The organism is Stenotrophomonas sp. 10N36 (assembly GCF_056395005.1).
On record NZ_JBFTIS010000001.1, the window covers coordinates 123116 to 142254 of the forward strand.

General features: G+C 66.0%; 15 protein-coding genes. 6 read left to right on the forward strand and 9 right to left on the reverse strand.

Features of this window, described 5'->3' with window-relative positions:
• Window positions 1-16: 16 nt before the first annotated feature.
• The 6 genes from AC1DCJ_RS00520 to cmk form a co-directional block, all read right to left on the reverse strand.
• On the reverse strand, window positions 17-976 hold the full coding sequence (locus AC1DCJ_RS00520) for an MraY family glycosyltransferase (protein WP_478069841.1): 960 nt from the start codon (window positions 974-976) through the stop codon (window positions 17-19).
• A gap of 15 nt (window positions 977-991) precedes the next feature.
• Window positions 992-2170: a lipopolysaccharide assembly protein LapB gene (gene lapB, locus AC1DCJ_RS00525; protein ID WP_137189270.1), complete on the reverse strand. Its 1179-nt coding sequence runs from the start codon at window positions 2168-2170 to the stop codon at window positions 992-994.
• Window positions 2171-2176: 6 nt separating this feature from the next.
• On the reverse strand, window positions 2177-2467 hold the full coding sequence (locus tag AC1DCJ_RS00530) for a LapA family protein (protein WP_038688804.1): 291 nt from the start codon (window positions 2465-2467) through the stop codon (window positions 2177-2179).
• Window positions 2468-2565: 98 nt separating this feature from the next.
• Entirely contained in the window at window positions 2566-2871 is a 306-nt protein-coding gene (locus AC1DCJ_RS00535; protein ID WP_017355596.1) for an integration host factor subunit beta, read from the reverse strand.
• A gap of 87 nt (window positions 2872-2958) precedes the next feature.
• Window positions 2959-4644, reverse strand: a complete 1686-nt coding sequence (gene rpsA / locus AC1DCJ_RS00540) for a 30S ribosomal protein S1 (protein WP_038688807.1) — start codon at window positions 4642-4644, stop codon at window positions 2959-2961.
• Between the two features lie 193 nt (window positions 4645-4837).
• Window positions 4838-5518 carry a (d)CMP kinase gene (gene cmk / locus AC1DCJ_RS00545; protein ID WP_038688809.1) on the reverse strand — a complete coding sequence of 227 codons (681 nt, stop codon included), beginning with the start codon at window positions 5516-5518 and terminating at the stop codon, window positions 4838-4840.
• Between the two features lie 194 nt (window positions 5519-5712).
• Here cmk and ykgO point away from each other — a divergent pair, with 194 nt between their 5' ends.
• From ykgO to AC1DCJ_RS00575, 6 genes are all read left to right on the forward strand, one after another.
• The gene (ykgO, locus tag AC1DCJ_RS00550) at window positions 5713-5838 is read left to right on the forward strand and encodes a type B 50S ribosomal protein L36 (RefSeq protein ID WP_005409283.1); all 126 of its coding nucleotides are present in this window, start codon (window positions 5713-5715) and stop codon (window positions 5836-5838) included.
• A gap of 155 nt (window positions 5839-5993) precedes the next feature.
• A complete protein-coding gene (locus AC1DCJ_RS00555) occupies window positions 5994-6320 on the forward strand; it encodes a hypothetical protein (protein ID WP_038688813.1) in 327 nt (108 codons plus the stop codon).
• Window positions 6321-6372: 52 nt separating this feature from the next.
• Window positions 6373-7410, forward strand: coding sequence for an agmatine deiminase family protein (locus AC1DCJ_RS00560; RefSeq protein WP_478069842.1), 1038 nt, complete (start codon window positions 6373-6375; stop codon window positions 7408-7410).
• 417 nt (window positions 7411-7827) lie between these two features.
• Window positions 7828-8715, forward strand: a complete 888-nt coding sequence (locus tag AC1DCJ_RS00565) for a carbon-nitrogen hydrolase (protein WP_137189268.1) — start codon at window positions 7828-7830, stop codon at window positions 8713-8715.
• A 19-nt stretch (window positions 8716-8734) separates the two neighbouring features.
• Window positions 8735-9265 carry an N-acetyltransferase family protein gene (locus AC1DCJ_RS00570; protein WP_478069843.1) on the forward strand — a complete coding sequence of 177 codons (531 nt, stop codon included), beginning with the start codon at window positions 8735-8737 and terminating at the stop codon, window positions 9263-9265.
• A complete protein-coding gene (locus tag AC1DCJ_RS00575; protein WP_478069844.1) occupies window positions 9258-10493 on the forward strand; it encodes a TraB/GumN family protein in 1236 nt (411 codons plus the stop codon). The genes AC1DCJ_RS00570 and AC1DCJ_RS00575 overlap by 8 nt, the downstream gene beginning before the upstream one ends.
• Window positions 10494-11242: 749 nt before the next feature.
• Here the strand turns inward: AC1DCJ_RS00575 and AC1DCJ_RS00580 are convergent.
• The 3 genes from AC1DCJ_RS00580 to AC1DCJ_RS00590 are packed head-to-tail and all read right to left on the reverse strand — an operon-like array spanning window position 11243 to window position 18980.
• Window positions 11243-14332 carry an efflux RND transporter permease subunit gene (locus tag AC1DCJ_RS00580; protein ID WP_313424342.1) on the reverse strand — a complete coding sequence of 1030 codons (3090 nt, stop codon included), beginning with the start codon at window positions 14330-14332 and terminating at the stop codon, window positions 11243-11245.
• A complete protein-coding gene (locus tag AC1DCJ_RS00585; RefSeq protein ID WP_478069845.1) occupies window positions 14329-17835 on the reverse strand; it encodes an efflux RND transporter permease subunit in 3507 nt (1168 codons plus the stop codon). Before AC1DCJ_RS00585 ends, AC1DCJ_RS00580 begins: the two co-directional genes overlap by 4 nt.
• Complete coding sequence (locus AC1DCJ_RS00590; protein WP_428712687.1) at window positions 17832-18980, reverse strand: efflux RND transporter periplasmic adaptor subunit; 1149 nt, start codon at window positions 18978-18980, stop codon at window positions 17832-17834. The genes AC1DCJ_RS00585 and AC1DCJ_RS00590 overlap by 4 nt, the downstream gene beginning before the upstream one ends.
• Window positions 18981-19139: the final 159 nt, after the last annotated feature.

A 19139-nucleotide genomic window follows, 5' to 3' on the forward strand; every position in this document is an offset into this window, starting at 1 on the left:
AAAACAAACAATCCTTCTAGTTGCGCAATCCATTGCGCAGGAGTAGCCACAAGCCGGTCGCGAAGATCATCCACGTACCCGCCACGGCAGCCTCCCACCTCGGCTGCAGATCACTGCAAGCATTAAACACTGTAATACTGAACAGGCCAAAAACAAAATACAGCGAAGTCACCAAGGTGTGACTTGCACCACTTTTGATCGCACGCTGGTACAGGTGTTGGGTGTGGGCTTCCATCCACCGTTGCCCGGACAGCATGCGCGAAAGCAGTGTGAAGCCTGCGTCCACGAGAAAGGCCGACAGCGGCACCAGCAACAGCAGCCAGTTGATCTCGGTGACCACGCTGGCCAGGCACACCAGCGCCGCGATGGCATAGCCAAGCGCGCCACTGCCGACGTCCCCCATGAAGATGCGTGCCCGCGGGAAATTGAACGGCAGGAAGCCCAGGCAGGCCAACGCCAGCACTATGCCGGCCAGCGCGAACGGAAGCGGCATCACCATGGCAAAGGCCAGCCCGGCCAGGATCGCCTGGCTGGTGGCAATGCCGTTGATGCCATCCATGAAATTCCAGATGTTGACCAGCGAGGTGGTGAACAGGACCGCCAGCACCGCGTGCACCAGGCTGCCACTGGCCTGCCAGACCAAGGCGCCGAGCAGCGTGGCGGCCACCATGTGCACCAGCAGCCGGCGAATGGCCGGCAGCGGGCGGTGGTCGTCCCACCAGCCAATGCCGGCCACCAGCGCCAGGCCCAGGCTGAATACCCCGAGCGTGGCGCGCGCGGCCGGCCACGCCAAGGCGGCCACGGCAGCAGCCAGCAGCAGGGTCACCACGATGGCGATCCCCCCCCCGCGCGGGGTCGCCACGCCATGGCTGCGGCGTTCGCCGGGCTGGTCCATCAGGTTGCGGCGCAGCGCGTAGTGGCGCGCGCCCCAGGTGAGCGCCGCCGCGATCGCCAGCACGGCTGGCAGACCGATCATCCAGGCCACGGGCACTTAGAGCACCGCGTAATTCAGCAGCGGCTTGACCGTTCCCCACTCCTTGCAGCTGGGGCATTGCCAATGGTGGGTACGCGCGCCGAAGCCGCAGCGGGTGCAGCGGTAAGCCGGGTTGCGCACCAGCAGCTGGTCGGTGATGTGCTTGAGATCGTGCAGGGTGGCCGTGGAGTCGGCACCTTCGGCCAGGGTCAGGTCGATCAGCGCCGACTCACCGCGCACCGAGGGGCGGTCCTTGAGCTGGCGGCCCAGGTAGGCACGCGCCGGGGCCACGCCCTCCTGCTCTTCCATCAGCTGGGTCAACGCCAGCACCGGGGCGATGCCCCGATAGTGCTCGGTCATCTCCGACAGGAACGCACGTGCACCGCCGAGGTCACCGACCTTGCGGTAGTTCTGCATGAGCGGCTGCAGCACTTCAGGCAGGTACTCGGGATCACTGCGGGCAGCACGCTCGAACGCGCGCACGGCCGCTTCGGCATTGCCGGCATCGGTTTCCAGGCGCCCTTCGATGATGCCGGCGCGGACCGACATGGCATCGGCCTGGTAGGCGCGCGCGATGGCCGCCCTCGCCTCTTCGATCTTGCCGGCGCCCCGGAAGCGCTCGGCCAGCTCGCACTCGAACTGCCCGATCAGCTTGCCCATCGGCTCGCCGGTGACCTCTTCGAAGCGACTGGCGTTGTCGATCGCCTTTTCCCAGTCGCGCTCGGCCTGGTAGATGCCGATCAGGTGCTTGAGCGCCTGCGGCGCCCGCTGGTCGAGCTGGGCCAGTTCGGTGAACACGGTTTCGGCGCGGTCCAGCAGGCCGGACTTCATGTAGTCCTCGCCCAGCGCCAGCAGTGCCTGGACGCGCTGTGCATCGGTCAGGTCGGCACGGTTGACCAGGCCCTGGTGCAGGCGGATGGCGCGGTCCACTTCACCGCGGCGGCGGAACAGATGGCCCAGGGCGACCTGGGTCTCAAAGGTTTCCTTGTCCAGCTCGGCGATATGCAGGAACAGTTCGATGGCCTTGTCCGGCTGCTCGTTGAGCAGGTAGTTCAAGCCACGGAAATAGGTACTGGACAGGCGGCTGACCTGGTTGTCGCCATGGCGCTGACCGCCACGACGCCCGATCACCCAGCCGGACAGCGCGGCCAGCGGAAGGAACAGGAAGAACCAGAACCACTCGGAGACAAATTCCATCGGGGCTCAGCGTCCGTCGAAAGTAGAAGAAGGGGTGGAAGCAGGTGCCACGACCACGGTCGGGCTTGCCTTCTGCGCTTTGCGCAGCTTGGCGTACAGCGGGATCACCAGGCTGGCCAGCACGATGCCGCCGCCGATGAGCGCACCGGTCAACAGGGCGACAATGATCGCCAGGCCGGTGGTGGTGGTGATCTGGGTAAAGCCCAGACTCAGGACCATCTTGTCCGAGTTGAGCGCACCGATGATGAGCCCGGCGACGAGAACCGCCAGCAGGATAAGGAGACGTACGACTTTCATGGAGCAGCTCCAGTTCCGGGGGATTCAAGAGTAGCGGAATATAGAGCAGCGGGACAAAGAGGCCCGGAACGAAAAAAGCAGCGGACCAACGGTCCGCTCTACGCGGGGTCGCTTTCCAGCGGCACCACGGCGCTGACGCGCTCGCGCAGTTCTTTGCCTGGTTTGAAGTGCGGGACATGCTTGCCCGGCAACGCGACCGATTCCCCGGTCTTGGGGTTGCGCCCCAGCCTGGGTGGCCGGTAGTGCAACGAAAAACTGCCGAACCCGCGGATCTCGATGCGATCCCCGCCAGCCAGCGCCCCACCCATCATTTCCAGCAACGACTTCACTGCCAGATCGACATCGTCCGACTTCAAATGCGCCTGTCGGCGCGCCAGGATTTCGATCAGCTCGGATTTGGTCATTACGGGCTCTTCGGGGGGAACTCAGACCCTGAAACGGCCCGGACTGATGTCCGGGCCGTCCAGGAAACTACGACAGCGTGAGGCCGATTACTCGGACTTGTTGCTGTTCAGCTGTGCACGCAGCAGCGCGCCGAGCTGGGTGGTGCCGCTGGAAGCCGAAGAGGACTGGTATTCCTCCAGCACTTCGCGCATTTCCGCGTCGTCCTTGGCCTTGATCGACAGCTGCAGGGTACGACCCTTGCGATCCATGCCCACGAACTTGGCTTCCACCTTGTCGCCGACCTTCAGGAACTGGGTCGCGTCGTCGACGCGCTCGTTGGCAACATCGCGTGCAGCCACGTAGCCTTCGATGCCGTCAGCCAGTTCGATGGTTGCGCCCTTGGCGTCCACTTCCTTGACCACGCCTTCGACCTTGGAACCCTTCGGATTGGCCGCCATGTACTGGCCGAACGGATCCTGCTCCAGCTGCTTGACGCCCAGGCTGATGCGCTCGCGCTCCGGATCGACGGCCAGGACGACGGCGTCCAGGTTGTCGCCCTTCTTGTAGTTGCGGACCACGTCTTCGCCAGTGGTGTTCCAGCTGATGTCGGACAGGTGCACCAGGCCATCGATACCGCCGTCCAGGCCGATGAAGATGCCGAAGTCGGTGATCGACTTGATCTGGCCCGACACCTTGTCGCCCTTCTTGTGGATGGCAGCGAAGGTTTCCCACGGATTGGCGGCAACCTGCTTCATGCCCAGCGAGATGCGGCGACGCTCCTCGTCGACGTCCAGGACCATGACTTCAACTTCGTCACCGACCTGCACAACCTTGGACGGGTTGACGTTCTTGTTGGTCCAATCCATTTCGGAGACGTGCACCAGACCTTCGACGCCCGGCTCGATCTCGACGAATGCGCCGTAATCGGTGACGTTGGAGACCTTGCCGAACACGCGGCTGTTGGCCGGGTAACGACGGGCGATGTTGTCCCACGGATCTTCACCCAGCTGCTTCAGACCCAGCGAAACGCGGTTGCGCTCGCGGTCGAACTTCAGCACGCGGACGTCCAGCTCGTCGCCGACGTTCACGACTTCGGACGGATGGCGCACGCGCTTCCAGGCCATGTCGGTGATGTGCAGCAGGCCGTCGATACCGCCCAGGTCCACGAATGCGCCGTAATCGGTCAGGTTCTTGACGACACCCTTCAGGATCGCGCCTTCCTGCAGCTTGTCCATCAGCTGCTCGCGCTCTTCCGAGTGCTCGCTTTCGACGACAGCGCGGCGCGAGACCACGACGTTGTTACGCTTGCGGTCCAGCTTGATGAGCTTGAATTCCAGCTCCTTGCCTTCCAGGTAGGCCGGATCGCGCACGGGGCGCACATCGACCAGGGAACCCGGCAGGAACGCGCGGACATCCTTGATGTCCACGGTGAAACCACCCTTGACCTTGCCGCTGATGCGACCGGTGATGGTTTCGTTCTTTTCCAACGCTTCTTCCAGCTCGTCCCACACCATCGCGCGCTTGGCCTTCTCGCGCGACAGGACGGTTTCACCGAAGCCGTTCTCGATGGAATCGAGGGCGACCTTGACGACGTCGCCTTCAGCAACGTCGATCTCGCCAGCGTCGTTACGGAACTGTTCGATCGGCACGATGCCTTCGGACTTCAGGCCGGCGTTGATCACCACGACATCGCCGCGGACTTCAACAACGACACCGCTGACGATCGAGCCCGGCTTCAGCTTGGCCAGATTGGCCTGACTGGCTTCGAACAGCTCTGCAAATGATTCGGTCATTAGATTTACTCTGTTGGACACATGGGCATTGGCCCCCGAAGGGAACCGCTTACTGCCCGCCTGTTGGTCGACCCCGGTACGGCGAGTCGTGTGTTAAGTAGGAAAACCGCCACGCACTATTGCGGGACGGAGCTTTTGTTGCCTTGCGATGTGCGACACCGCCGATGGGCTGGCGGTTCTCCTGTACAACGGATCAGGCACCCGAAACCGGAAGCAGATCCAACACGTTGGCAACGACTGCGTCGATGCCGATGCCACTGGTGTCGATGATGACGGCATCGTCTGCCGGCTTCAGGGGCGCCACTGTGCGCTGTGCATCACGGGCGTCGCGGGCCATGATCTCGCGCAGGAGGTCTTCAAAGTTAACAGAAACCCCCTTGTCTTTCAACTGCTTATGCCGGCGCCCGGCCCGCTCCTCGGCGCTGGCGGTCAGAAAGACCTTGAATGGGGCGTCGGGGAAGATCACCGTGCCCATGTCGCGGCCATCGGCGACCAGGCCTGGCAGAACCCTGAATGCGCGCTGGCGCTCTTTCAGGGCGGCCCGCACCTCTGGGATGGCCGCAATGGCCGAGGCCAGCGCGCCGGTGGTCTCCAGGCGCAGCTCATCGGTGGCATCGGTATCGTTGACCACCACCCGCAGCCCGCCATCGGCCGCTTCGACGAACCGGACATGGGTGTCGAAGGTGCAGCGCACCAGCGCGGAGGCGTCGGAGGTATCGATATCGGCCCAGCTGGCGGCCACGCCCACGGCGCGGTACAGGGCGCCCGAATCCAGGTAATGCCAGCCCAGGCGGCGTGCGACAATGCGGCTGACAGTCCCCTTGCCGGCCCCGGATGGGCCGTCGATGGTGAGCACGGGAGGAAGCTGGTTCATGGGTTTCCCTGTGGAATGGACCGCCCATTCTAGCCCCCGCCCGGGGCCGCCCGAGACCTTTTTCGTGCAACCACTTGAAAGGATGGAAAAAAGACCGGTACAATTGCGGGCTTGAACGGGCGTCACCTGCCGATTGTCATCTGCATATCGCGGCCGCGCTCCAACCGAATCCAACGTTTACGCCGAGGTATGCAATGAAAGTCCTGTCTTCCCTGAAGTCGGCCAAGGCCCGTCACCGCGACTGCAAGGTCGTCCGTCGCCGCGGCAAGATCTTCGTGATCTGCAAGTCGAACCCGCGTTTCAAGGCTCGCCAGCGCTGAGCCTTAGGGCGTCACGGCCTACGGCCGCGACCAACCTGAATAAAAAACCGCCTCCGGGCGGTTTTTTATTGCCGTTTTTGTTGTAATCGCCGGGTGGGTCACGACTGTCGGTCGTGGCCCCTTCCGTATTCTTGACCACTGGGGAGTAGATCGAGATGAAGCGTTACCTGACCACCCTGCCGTTGCTGGCCCTGCTGGCCTGCGCCAGCGCCCATGCCGACACGCTGCTGATCGACCGCAGCCAGGAAAAGCCCGCCACCGCCCTGCCCGTCCGCGGCCAGAGCATGCAGCAGGTGCAGTCGCAGTTCGGCGACCCGGGCGAGCGCCTGGAGCCGCGCGGCGGACAGAAGCGCCAGTGGCCGACCATCAACCGCTGGGTGTACCCCCAGTTCACCGTCTACTTCGAGAAGCAGAAGGTGATCGACGTGGTGGCCAACAAGGCCGACGCCAACGAGGTCGGCCCGAAGCCGCCGATCCGCTGATTCTTTCCTTTCTCCCGCCCGCCACACGACGGCGGGCCATCGCACCGAGACCATGAACGACACGCTCCGCTTTCCGGCCGAATGGGAAACCCAGTCCGCCATCCTGATCGCCTGGCCCCACGCCGACACCGACTGGGCCGACCGCCTGGGTGACGTCGAGGACACCTACATCGCCCTGGTGGCGGCCATCACCCGCTTCCAGCCGGTGCTGATCATCGTTGCCGACGATGACCTGGAGGCCTACGCCGATGCGCGCCTGCGCTCCAACCGGATCGACATGGACCGGGTCCGGTTCGTCACCGCGCAGTACGACGACACCTGGCTGCGCGATTCGGGCCCGATCACGCTCAAGCGGGCCGACGGCAGCTTCCGGCTGCTCGATTTCCGCTTCACTGGCTGGGGCGGCAAGTTTGACGCGAGCCTGGACGACCAGCTGGTCGGCGTGCTGCACGCTGCCGGCGTGTTCGCGCCGAACGCGGACGTGCAGAGCATTCCGTTCGCACTGGAAGGCGGCGGTATCGAGACCGACGGCGCAGGCACGCTGCTGACCACCTGGCAGTGCCTGCACGAGCGCCACCCGGACCGCGAGCGCGCCTCGCTGAGCACCGACCTGGCCGGCTGGCTGCAGCAGGACCGTGTGCTGTGGCTGGACCACGGTTACCTGGAAGGCGACGACACCGACGCGCACATCGACACGCTGGCACGCTTCGCGTCGGTGGACAGCATCGTCTACCAGGCCTGCGACGACAGCAGTGATTCGCACTTTGCCGAACTGCAGGCGATGGGCAACGAACTGGCCGCGCTGCGGACCGCCGACGGTGCGCCGTACCGCCTGTTCCCGCTGCCGTGGGCACAGCCGGTGATCGACGATGGCCGCCGGCTGGCGGCGTCCTACGCCAATTACCTGATCCTCAACGGCGCGGTACTGATGCCGGCCTATGGGGATGCCGCCGACGAGGCCGCCCGCGCCGTGCTGGCGCAGGCCTACCCGGACCGCGAGATCGTCCCGGTGCCGTGCCGCTCGCTGATCTGGCAGAACGGCAGCCTGCACTGCATCACCATGCAGTTGCCGGAGGGGTTGCTGGCGTAACGCCACACCCCGATCGACGCACCACCTGGCGCCGGGCTTTTGCCCGGCGCTTTTTGTTTTCGGCAACGCACGGGTGTCTGCGCGCTCGCGGGACTGGTAGGTCGGGGCGAGCTTGCGGGGGATGCCGTGAACCCCCATCCCCGCCGGGCCAGCTCGGGCATTCCCAGGCCAGGGCTGTCGGTTTGACGTGGTGGTGAGGCAGCCGGGCAGAGCCCGGCTCTACGGATACGGTCCAGCCGGGCAGAGCCCGGCTCTACGGATACGGTCCAGCCGGGCAGAGCCCGGCTCTACGGATACGGTCCAGCCGGGCAGAGCCCGGCTCTACGAGCGGGTGCCCGCCGCGCATTTAGCGCCCAGCACGCTGCGTGCACCCATCCGCGATAAACTGCGTTTTTCCCCCTGCAGGACCGCACCCGGATGAGCTCACGCCACACCCTTTCCGTCGCCCTGATCCAGGAGCGCAACCACGGTGACGCCGCCGCCAATCTGGCCGTGATCGAAACGCGCGTGGCGGAAGCGGCCGCCCAGGGTGCCAAGCTGATCCTGCTGCAGGAACTGCACAACGGCGCGTACTTCTGCCAGCACGAATCGGTGGACGAATTCGACCTCGCCGAGCCGATCCCCGGCCCCAGCACCGAACGCCTTGGCGCACTGGCCAAAAAGCACGGCGTGGTCATCGTCGGCTCCCTGTTCGAGCGCCGTGCCGCCGGCCTGTATCACAACACCGCCGTCGTCTTCGAAAAGGACGGCACGCTGCTGGGCAAGTATCGCAAGATGCACATCCCGGACGATCCGGGCTTCTACGAAAAGTTCTACTTCACCCCCGGCGACATCGGCTTCAAGCCGATCGACACCTCCGTCGGCCGCCTCGGCGTGCTCGTCTGCTGGGACCAGTGGTACCCCGAAGCCGCCCGCCTCATGGCACTGGCCGGCGCCGAACTGCTGCTCTACCCCACCGCCATCGGCTGGGACCCCGACGACCAGCAGGACGAACAGGGCCGCCAGCGCGATGCCTGGGTGCTCAGCCACCGCGGCCATGCCGTGGCCAACGGCGTGCCCGTACTGAGCTGCAACCGCGTGGGCCATGAAGCCTCGCCGCTGGGTGCCTCGGGCATCCAGTTCTGGGGAAACAGCCACGTCCTCGGCCCGCAGGGCGAATTCATCGCCGAAGCCGGTGGCGAGCCCACCGTGCTGCTGTGCGAGGTCGACCTGCAGCGCAGCGAGCACGTGCGCCGCATCTGGCCGTTCCTGCGTGATCGCCGCATCGATGCATACGGCGACCTGCTCAAGCGCTACATCGACTGACCCCCAGGACCCCCACCCCGTGACCGTGCTGCTGCGCGACGCCTGCGATACCGACATCGATGCCATCACCGCGATCTACGCGGTGGAGGTCACCGACCTGGTCAACACCTACGAGTACGACGTGCCCGACGCGGCGGAAATGCAGCGGCGCATGCACGACATCGTGGGCCGCGGCTTTCCCTACATCGTGGCCGAGGTCGATGGCCAGGTGGCCGGATATGCCTATGCCAACACCTACCGCGGGCGCATCGCCTACCAGTGGACCGTGGAAAATTCGGTCTACGTGGATGCCGCCTTCCAGGGCCGCGGCGTCGGCACCACGCTGATGCAGGGCCTGATCGACGCCTGCGTCGCACGCGGTTACCGCCAGATGGTGGCGGTGATCGGCGAGCCGACCAACACCGCGTCGATCAAACTGCACGAGCGCTTCGGTTTCCACACCGTGGGCATTTTCCGCGGCCTCGGCCGCAAGCATGGCCGCTGGCTGGACACCGTCCAGATGCAGCGCGCGCTCGGCGATGGTGCCGACAGCGCCCCTTCGAATGAATGATGCAATGACTGAACCCCAACTCGATGACACCGGCGACACCCTGTTCGCCGGCCAGCCCGTCCGCGTGGTCGAACGCGACGGCGTGCGCTACACCCTGCTCGGCACCGCGCACGTGTCCCAGGCCAGCGTGGAAGCGGTGGAACGGGCGATCGGCAGTGGCCGCTTCGACGCCGTCGCCGTGGAACTGGACGCCCAGCGCCTGCAGGCCCTGACCAACCCCGATGCCCTGGCCAAGCTGGATCTGGTCGAGGTCATACGCAAGGGCCGCGTGGCGCTGTTYGCCGCCAACCTGGCGCTGGCCGCCTACCAGCGTCGCCTGGCCGAGCAGCTCGGCATCGAGCCGGGCGCCGAACTCAAGCGTGCGGTGACCCTGGCCAACGAACACAACCTGCCGGTGCACCTGATCGACCGCGAAGTGGGCCTGACCTTCAAGCGCGCCTCGCAGCGGCTGGGGTTCTTCGGCCGGATCAAGCTGGTGATGGGCCTGGGCGCCGGCCTGTTCGCGTCCGACGAGGTTGGCGAAGACGAGATCGAAAAGCTCAAGCAGGGCGACATGCTGGAAGCCAGCTTCGGCGAGTTCGCCAGCGAAAGCCCTGCGCTGTATGAAACCATCATCGGCGAGCGCGACCGCTACATGGCCACGCGCCTGCGCGAAGTGCACGACCCTTCCCAGCGCGAGGTGTTGGCGGTGGTCGGCGCCGGGCATCTGGCCGGCCTGGCCAAGTACCTGGAAACCGATACCGACGCCCCCGGCCCGCTGCGCGAGTCGCTGGAAGCGGTGCCGAAGAAGCGCAACATTCCCTGGATCACGCTGACCATCCTGGCGGTGGTGCTGGCCGGGATCGCACTGGGCTTCTACCGGGGCGGCCTGGGCATGGGCGGCGAACTGCTGCTGACCTGGGCGATGTACACCGGCGGCCTGGCGGGCCTGGGCTGCCTGCTGGCAGGCAGCCATCCGCTGAGCATCCTGACCGCGATCGTGGTGGCGCCGTTCAAGCCGTTCCGGTTGAGCATTCCCACCGGCGCGTTCGCCGCGCTGGTGGAAACGCGCCTGCGCAAGCCGGCGTATGAGGATTTCCTCAAGCTGCGTGACGACGCACAGAGCGTGAAAGGCTGGTACCGCAACCGGGTGACCCGGGTGGTGTTGACCTTCATGCTGACCAACCTGGGAAGCATGTTGGGGTTGTGGCTGACCGGGCTGCAGGTGTGGGGCAAGGTGGCGGGGTAACTCTGCACGCCGACACAAGCAAGAGGCCACGCACTGCGTGGCCTTTTTTGTTGTCGGACCGGGTGTTGGGGTGTCCATCGTGGGTCGGCTGTGGGCCGCGAGCGTACCGGCCAACGGCCGGTACCTACGCATTCCGTGGAGCCGGCCAGCGGCCGGCACTACCGGATCCGGGCAACGGCCGGCACCTACGCATCGCGGGTGAACGCGGGTGCACCCGAACACGTCGGTAGAGCCGACCGTTGGTCGGCTGCCGTTCGTTCGCGTACCAGCCAACGGCCGGTACCTACGCATCGCGGGCGAACGCGGATGGATCCGAATACCTCGGTAGAGCCGACCGTTGGTCGGCTGCCGTTCGTGTGCGTACCGGCCAACGGCCGGTACCTACCCATTCCGTGGAGCCGGCCAGCGGCCGGCACTACCGGATCCGGGCAACGGCCGGCACCTACGCATCGCGGGTGAACGCGGGTGCACCCAAACACGTCGGTAGAGCCGACCGTTGGTCGGCTGCCGTTCGAACGCGCACCGGCCAACGGCCGGTACCTACGCATTCCGTGGAGCCGGCCAGCGGCCGGCACTACCGGATCCGGGCAACGGCCGGTACCTACGCATCGTGGGCGAACACGAATGCCCGGATACATCGGTAGAGCCGACCGTTGGTCGGCTGCCGTTCGTGGGCGTACCGGCCAACGGCCGGTACCTACGCATTCCGTGGAGCCGACCAACGGTCGGCTCTACCGGGTTCTGTGGCGTTACGCGGGCGTTGCTGCTTCGCCCTTGGCCGGGAGGCCGCGGGCGCGGCGGATGATGCGGGAGACCGCGCTGCTCATGTCGTCGAGCATGGCGTAGATGGTCGGCAGGAACAGCAGGCTGACCACGGTGGAGAACGCCAGGCCGCCGGCGATGGCGCGGGCCATCGGGTAGTACGGCGGGCCGTCGCCGAGCAGTTGGGTGTCGGTCAGCGAGATCGGCACCATCGCCAGGATGGCCGTGCCCATGGTCATCATGATCGGGCGCAACCGCTCGCGTGAGCCTTCCACCAGCGCCTGGGTGCGGCCCATGCCACGCCGGCGCAGGTTGTTGATGTGCTCGATCATCACGATGCCGTTGTTCACCACCACGCCCATCAGCACCAGGATGCCGATGAAGGACATGATCCCGAACGAGGTGCCGGTGATCCAGAACAGCCAGAACACGCCGAAGATCGAGAACAACACCCCGCTCATGATCGCCGCCGGGAACAGCAGCGATTCGAACACCGCGGCCATCACCACGTAGATCATCACCAGCGCGATGATCAGGTTGAACAGCATCTGCTGCATGGCCTCGTTGTCGTTACCGTAATCGCCGCCGTCAAAGGTAAAGGTGTAGCCGGCCGGGAAGCTCATCGGCGTGAGGGTTTCCTCCATCGCCTTGCGTGCTTCAGGCGCGGTGACCTTCTCGGCCAGGTTGGCCTTGATGGTCAGCGTGGTCTGGCGGTTGGTGCGCCCCACCTGCGTGGCCGAGGGCTTGATCGAGACATCCACCAGGCTCAGCAGCGGCACCGAACGACCGTCGCCGGTGCGCACGGTGAAGCTGGCCAGGTCTTCCGGGCTGCTCTGCTCGGCCCCGGCGAAACGCACCCATACCGGTACTTCGCTGTCACCGCGGCGGAACTCGCGCAGCGGCGCGCCACGCAGCGCCAGGCCGACGAAACTGGCCACCTGCTCGGCATTGAAGCCGAACGCGGCCGCGCGTTCGCGGTCGACGTGGATGGACAGCTCACTGCCCTTCTCGCCGTTGTCGATGCGCACGTCGCGCAGTTCCTTGCGCCGCGCCAGCAGCGGCACCACGTCTTCGCCGATCTCCTGCAGCATCTTGGTCGAGTCGCCCACCAGCTGCACCTGCACCGACTGGTTGCCACCGCCACCACCGCCATCGCCGCCCTGGTTGCCGACGATGTAATCGGTGCGCGCCGAACGCGGCAGGCCCTTGCGCAGCGCCTCCTGCACGGCGGGCAGGTTGTCGGCGTGCTTCTCGTCGAAGGTCACGGTGGTGCTGCTGCCTTCCTGCTCGCTGTACCAGGAATAGACCTGGGTGATGTGCAGCTTTTCGCGATTCTCGTCCAGGTAGCGCTCCACGCGCGCGACCTCCTCGGACATCTGGCTGTAGGTGTAGGCCCCCTTCCAGTTGTAGCCGATGAAGATGTCCTTGCCGCCCTCGCCACCGAACATGTCGATCTTGGTCAGCTTCATCGGCACCAGGCTGATCAGCACCACCATGAGGATGCCGAACACGCTCCAGCCGCGGTGCTCCAGCGTCCACTGCAGCACCTTGGCGTAGCGGCGCTGCAGGCGGGCGATCACGCCGGTTTCCGAATGCACCAGCTTGGGCGTCTGCATGCGTGCGGACAGCATCGGGATCAGGCTGACCGCGACCAGCCAGGAGGCCAGCAGCGACACCGAGATGGTGATCGCGATCTGCGCCATGAAGATGCTGATGTTGTTGGTTTCGCCGAACAGGTTGGGCACGAACACGATGCAGTGGCACAAGGTGCCGGCGCTCAGCGCGATGGCCACGTTGCGGGTGCCGATGATCGAGGCCAGCCGTGGCTGGTCGGGCATGCGCTCGCGTTCCTGGTAGATGCTCTCCACCACCACCACCGCGTTGTCCACCAGCATGCCCACGGCCAGCAGCAGGCCCATCATGGTCAGGATGTTGAGGGTGACCCCGGCGAAGTACATGAAGCCCAGCGTGATCACGAAACAGATCGGGATGGCCAGGGTCACCATCAGCGTGGACGGCCAATGGCGCAGGAAGAAGAACAGCACCGTCACCGACAGCAGCAGGCCCACCGCGCCGGCCTCGGCCAGTTCCAGCAGCGAGGAGGTCACGGTCTTGCCCTGGTTGTCGATGACCTTGATCTGCACGTCGCGCATCGACGGCTGGGTGCGGATCGCTTCCACCTCGGCCAACGCGGCGCGCGAGACCTCCACCAGGTTGGCGCTGCGTTCCTTGTAGATGTCCAGGCCCACGGCCGGGTTGCCGTCCAGGCGACGGCCGTAGTTCATGCGGGTGGGCTTGAGCCGGATCTCGGCGATGTCGCCCAGGCGCAGGCCCTTGGTGTCGATCACCAGGTCGCGCAGCTCCTGCAGGTCGGTGATTTCACCCACCGGCTGGATCCGCACGCGCTGGCCGTTGTCGTCGATCTGCCCGGCCGAGATGGAGAAGTTCAGCGTGCGCAGGCGGTCGCTGAGCTCGTTGATGCTGAGGTTGTGCGCGGTAAGCCGGTCGGGGCTGATCGCGATTTCCACCTCGTTCGGCGGTGCGCCGGAGATGTTGACCCGGGCCACGCCGGGGATGCGTTCGATGCGCCGCTTGAACTCGCGGTCGAGCATGTCGTACGCGCCGGTCAGGTCGGTGCTGCTGGCCAGCCTCACCTTCAGCACCGGTTCGTCGCTGCTGGACCACTTGAACACGTTGTAGCGCTGCAGGTCGTCGGGCAGGTCGCTGCGGATCGCATCGATGCGCTCACGCGCATCGGAGGCGGCGATGGCGATGTCGCGGTCCCAGTCGGTGAACTCGATGAAGATGCTGGCGCCTTCGGCGGTGGCCGAGGAGCGCATGCGCTTGATCCCGGTCATGGTGGCCAGCGCTTCTTCGGTCGGGCGGATGATGTTGCGCTCCACTTCTTCCGGGGTGGAGCCGGTGTAGGGCACCTGCACGAACAGGAACGGCGCAGAGATGTCCGGCAGCGCTTCCAGCGGCAGCCGGAACGAGGCGATCAGGCCCACCACCACCAGCGACACGAAACACATGATGGTGGTGATGGGGCGGCGGATGGAGAACTCGGCGATGCTCATGCCGGCTCCTGCGCAGCGCCGCCGACGGGCTCGGCGTGGCCGGCATGCTTACGGCCGCGCTCACGGTAGTAGGCATCACCGCGACGGTCGAGCAGGTCGTATACCACCGGGATCACCACCAGGGTGAGCAGCGTGGACACCAGCAGCCCACCGATCACGGTGATCGCCATCGGCGCGCGCACTTCGGCACCCTCGCCCATCGCCACCGCCAGCGGCAGGAAGCCGAACAGCGTGCACAGGGTGGTCATGATGATCGGCCGCAGGCGGGAGCGCGCGCCTTCCACCAACGCCTCGCGCTTGGGCACACCGGCCTCGCGCAGCTGGTTGACCTTGTCGATCAGGATGATCGCGTTCTTGGTCACCAGGCCCACCAGCAGGATCAACCCGATGAACACGACCACCGAGATCGGCTTGCCGGTCAGCATCAACGCCAGGATCGCACCGACCAGCGCCAGCGGGATGGTGAACAGGATGACGAACGGGTGCAGCAGCGACTCGAACTGCGAGGCCATCACCAGATACACCAGGAAGATGGCCAGGCCGAAGGCAAAGATCAGCGAGCGCGCCGAATCGGCCAGCTCCTCACCCTGGCCGCCGATGTGCATGCCCACACCGGCACCCAGCGGCTGCTTGGCAACCATGTCCTGCACTTCGCGCACGGCGCCGCCCAGGTCAATATCGCGCAGGTTGGCCGAGACCACCGCCACGCGGGTCTGATCGGCGCGATGGATCTCGCTGGGGCCGTTGGTGGCGACCACTTCGGCCACCGCGTCCAGCGTGACCGGACGACTGCTGCCCGGGTTGACGATCAACCGGCGGATGCTCTCCACGCTGGCGCGGTCGCCTTCCTGTGCACGCACCAGCACGTCGATCTTGCGGTCGCGGAAACTGTAGCGGGTGGCCACGTCGCCGCGCACCTTCTTCACCACCACATCGGCGATCTGGCGGGTAGTCAGGCCCAGCGCACCGGCGCGTTCCTGGTCGAAGCGGATCTGGATTTCCGGGAAGCCCTCTTCCACCGTCGATTTGACGTCGGCGTAGTGCGGGTTGTTGCGCAGCATCGCCGCCAGTGCCTGGCCAGCGCGCTCCAGCGTAGCCATGTCCTGGCCGCGCAGTTCCACTTCCAGCGGGGTGGAGAAGCTGAACAAGGCCGGCCGCGCGAAATCGACCTGCACGCCCGGGTGCTGCTGCATCGAATTGCGCAGGCGCTCGGTGATGGCCGCTTCCGTGCGCGCATCGCCGCCACCGGCCATCACCACGGTGAGCTTGCCGATGTTCTCACCGCTTTCGGTCGGGCTCGCATCCAGTCGGGTGCCGCTACCGCTGACGCCATACAGCGAGGCGATCTGGTCGTCCTTGGCATGGGCCAGCTGCAGTTCGCGGACCAGCGCATCGGTCTGCTTGAGCGGCGTGCCGGCCGGCAGCTTGGCGGTCATTTCAAAGCGGTCCTGGGCCAGCTGCGGGATCAGGTCGGCGCCCAGCATCGGCACCAGCGCCATGGTGGCCACGAAGGCCAGCGCGGCAAAGCCCAGGACCTTGCCCGGATGATGCAGCGCGCCCGGCAGCAGTTTGAGGTAGCCACGTTCGGCGCCCGCATAGGGCTTCATCGCCACGTCGCTGGCCTTGCGCATCACCGGCCCGACAATGGCCACCACGCCGCGCCACACGCGGATGATCGCCCAGGCCACGCCAAAGCAGGCCCAACGAACCAGCGCACCGACACCGCGGCGGCCACTGGCGACCGGCTTGAGCCAACGCTTTTCGGGCTGCCATGCCGCGTGCGCCGGCTCGTCCGGGAACGCCAGCGGCGGGCGGCCCTTGAGCGAGCTCAGCATTGGAATCAGGGTCATCGACACCAGCAGCGAGATCGCAATGGCGATTGCCACGGTCAGCGCCTGGTCGCGGAACAGCTGCCCGGCGATGCCATCGACGAACACCAGCGGCAGGAACACCGCGATGGTGGTCAGGGTCGAGGCGACCACCGCCATGCTCACTTCGCGGGTACCGGCAATGGCCGCCTGCAGGATGCCCAGGCCGCGCTCACGCGCCTTGGCGATGCTCTCCAGCACCACGATCGAATCGTCCACCACCAGGCCGGTGGCCAACGCCAGGCCGCCCAGCGACATCACGTTGAGGCTCAGGCCCATCTGGCCCATGAAGAAGAACGTGGTGATGATCGAGACCGGCAGCGACAGGCTGATCACGAACGTGCTCCAGCCATCGCGCAGGAACAGGAAGATGATCAGGATGGCCAGCAGGCCGCCGATCACCGCGTCCTTCTTGACGTCACTGATGGCGTGTTCGATGAAGCGCGACTGGTCTTCGATGGTGGTCAGCTGGGCGTCGCCGGGAATCTGCGCCTTGATCTGCTCCAGCTTCGCGCGCAGCGCCTCGGCGGTGGCCACGGTGTTGGCGTCGCCTTCCTTGTAGATCGCCAGTTCAACCGCTTCCTTGCCGCCCAGGCGGATGATCGCCTCACGTTCCTTGTAGCCCTGGCGCACGCTGGCCACGTCCTTCAGCCGCACCGGCACGCCATTGGCGATGGTCGAGGAACTGCTGCTGGATGCGCTCTGCGCGGCCGAGGCGGCGGCAACAGCCGCATCCGAGCCGGTCGAGGCGGCAATGGCGAACATCTGCTGCATGGCCGCGTCGGCGGCGCTGCCGTTGCTGCCCTGGGTGGTCACCAGCAGGTTGCGGATGTCCTCCAGGTCGGCGAACTGGTTGACGGTACGCACCAGGAAGCGCTGCGAGCCTTCCTCCAGGCGACCGCCGGAGATGTTGATGTTCTCTTCCTTGAGCCGCTTGATCACGTTGTCGATCGGCAGGTTGAGCTGGGCCAGCTTCTGCTGGTCGATGTCGACCTGGATCTCGTCTTCCAGGCCGCCGCCCACCTTGACCGCGGCCACGCCGGCCACCGGTTCGAGCTTCTTCTTCAGGTCTTCATCGGCATAGCGGCGCAGCTCGGTGAGCTGGCGGACCGCGTCGGCATCGGTGGCGGCGTCGGCCTTGGCCGAGATCACCAGGCGCATGATCGGTTCGGTGGACGGATTGAAGCGCAGCAGCACCGGGGCCTTGGCCTCCAGCGGCAGGTTCAGCGCTTCCATCTTGTCGCGCACCTCCAGGCTGGCCTGGTCCATGTTGGTGCCCCAGGCGAACTCGAGCACCACATCGCTCTGCCCGGTGCGCGAGACCGACTTGAGCTTGCGCAGGTTCTTGACCACGCCCACGGCCTCTTCGACCGGTTCGCTGATCAGGGTTTCGATTTCGGTGGGGGCCGCGCCGGTGTATTCGGTGCGCACGGTCAGGGTGGGATAGCTCAGGTCGGGCAGCAGGTTGACCTTGAGGTTGCCCAGCGCGATGACGCCGAACAGCATCAGCGTCACCGTGCACATGGCGATGGTGACGCGGCGGCGGGTGGCAAATTCCACCAGCCCCCCGCCCTGTGCACCCGGGCGGTCGCCGTGGTGCGGATCGTTGCCGTGGTCGTTGCCGGCCGAGGTCATTGACGGCTCTCCGCCTTCTTCGCCGGTTGCGCCGATGCGGTGGCGGTGGCCGGCTTGTCGCCGATCACCTGCACCGCCGTGCCATCACGCAGCGCCACCTTGCCGGCGGTCACCACCTGGTCGCCTTCGGCCAGGCCCTCGCGGATTTCCACCCACGGCCCTTCGGCATAGCCCAGCTTCACCGGTACCCGTGCCACCTTGCCGGCGCGCACCCGGAACACCGCCGGCTCGCCATCGTCGAGCAGCGCCAGGCGCGGCACCACCAGTGCGTCGGCGCGCTGGTCGTAGTCGATGCGGATGCGGCCAAACATGCCCGGCTGCAGGCCCTGCGCGTCTTCGCCGAACCCACTGACCACGCGGAAGGTGCCGCTGCCGGCGTCGACCACCGGCGAGATGCGGTCGACCACGCCGGGGAACGACTTGCCCGGCAGCGCATCGGCCACCAGCGTCACCGGCTGGCCGGCACGCAGCGTGGCCAGTTCGCGTTCGGGCACGTTGAGGGTGGCCTCCAGGCGCGAGTTGTCGATGATGCGGAAGATCGGCGTGTTGATCTGCACGAAGTTGCCGGTCTTGATCGAGCGCGAGGCGATCACGCCGGAGATCGGTGCAACCACCGTGGTGTAGGACAGCTCCAGCGTGGCCAGGCGGTACTGCGCCCGGGCGTTCTCCACGTCGTACTTGATCTGGTCCACATCGGCGGCGCTGACCATCTGCTGGCCGATCAGTTTCTGCGCACGCTGGTAGTTGTTCTCCAGCTTGCGCATCACCGCTTCGCTCTGGGCCACGGCCAGCCGCGCACGGTCCGGGTCCAGGCGCACCAGCGGCTGCCCGGCACGCACGGCCTGGCCCTCTTCGACCAGCACCGCCAAGGCAACACCGGATGTCTTGGCCACCACCTGCGATTCGGCGCGCGCTTCCAGCGCGGCGGTGCCGGTGTAGCTGGCGGCGACGGCGCGACGGCTGGCGGCGACCGCCTCGACCGGCACGGCGTCGACGGCTTTTTCAGCCTTGGGGTCTTTTTCGGCGGCTTGCGCATCGGCGGTACCGGCGCCAGCGCCGCAGCCGCTGAGCAGCAGCGAGGTGGTGATCAGCAGTGCAGCGGCGCAGGTTCCGGTGCGGCCGTGCAGGAAAGAAATTCGCGACATCGTCGTGTCCCTGAGGGATGCGTGGGCAGGTGTGGTAGCAAAGTAATGCACCACGTCACGATCACACCATATCCCAAAGGTCATGGTGACCTGCGGCAACGCCCTTACCGACCCCGGTTTCAGCTAGATGAAAACGCAGGCTATACTCGGGCCAGTTCC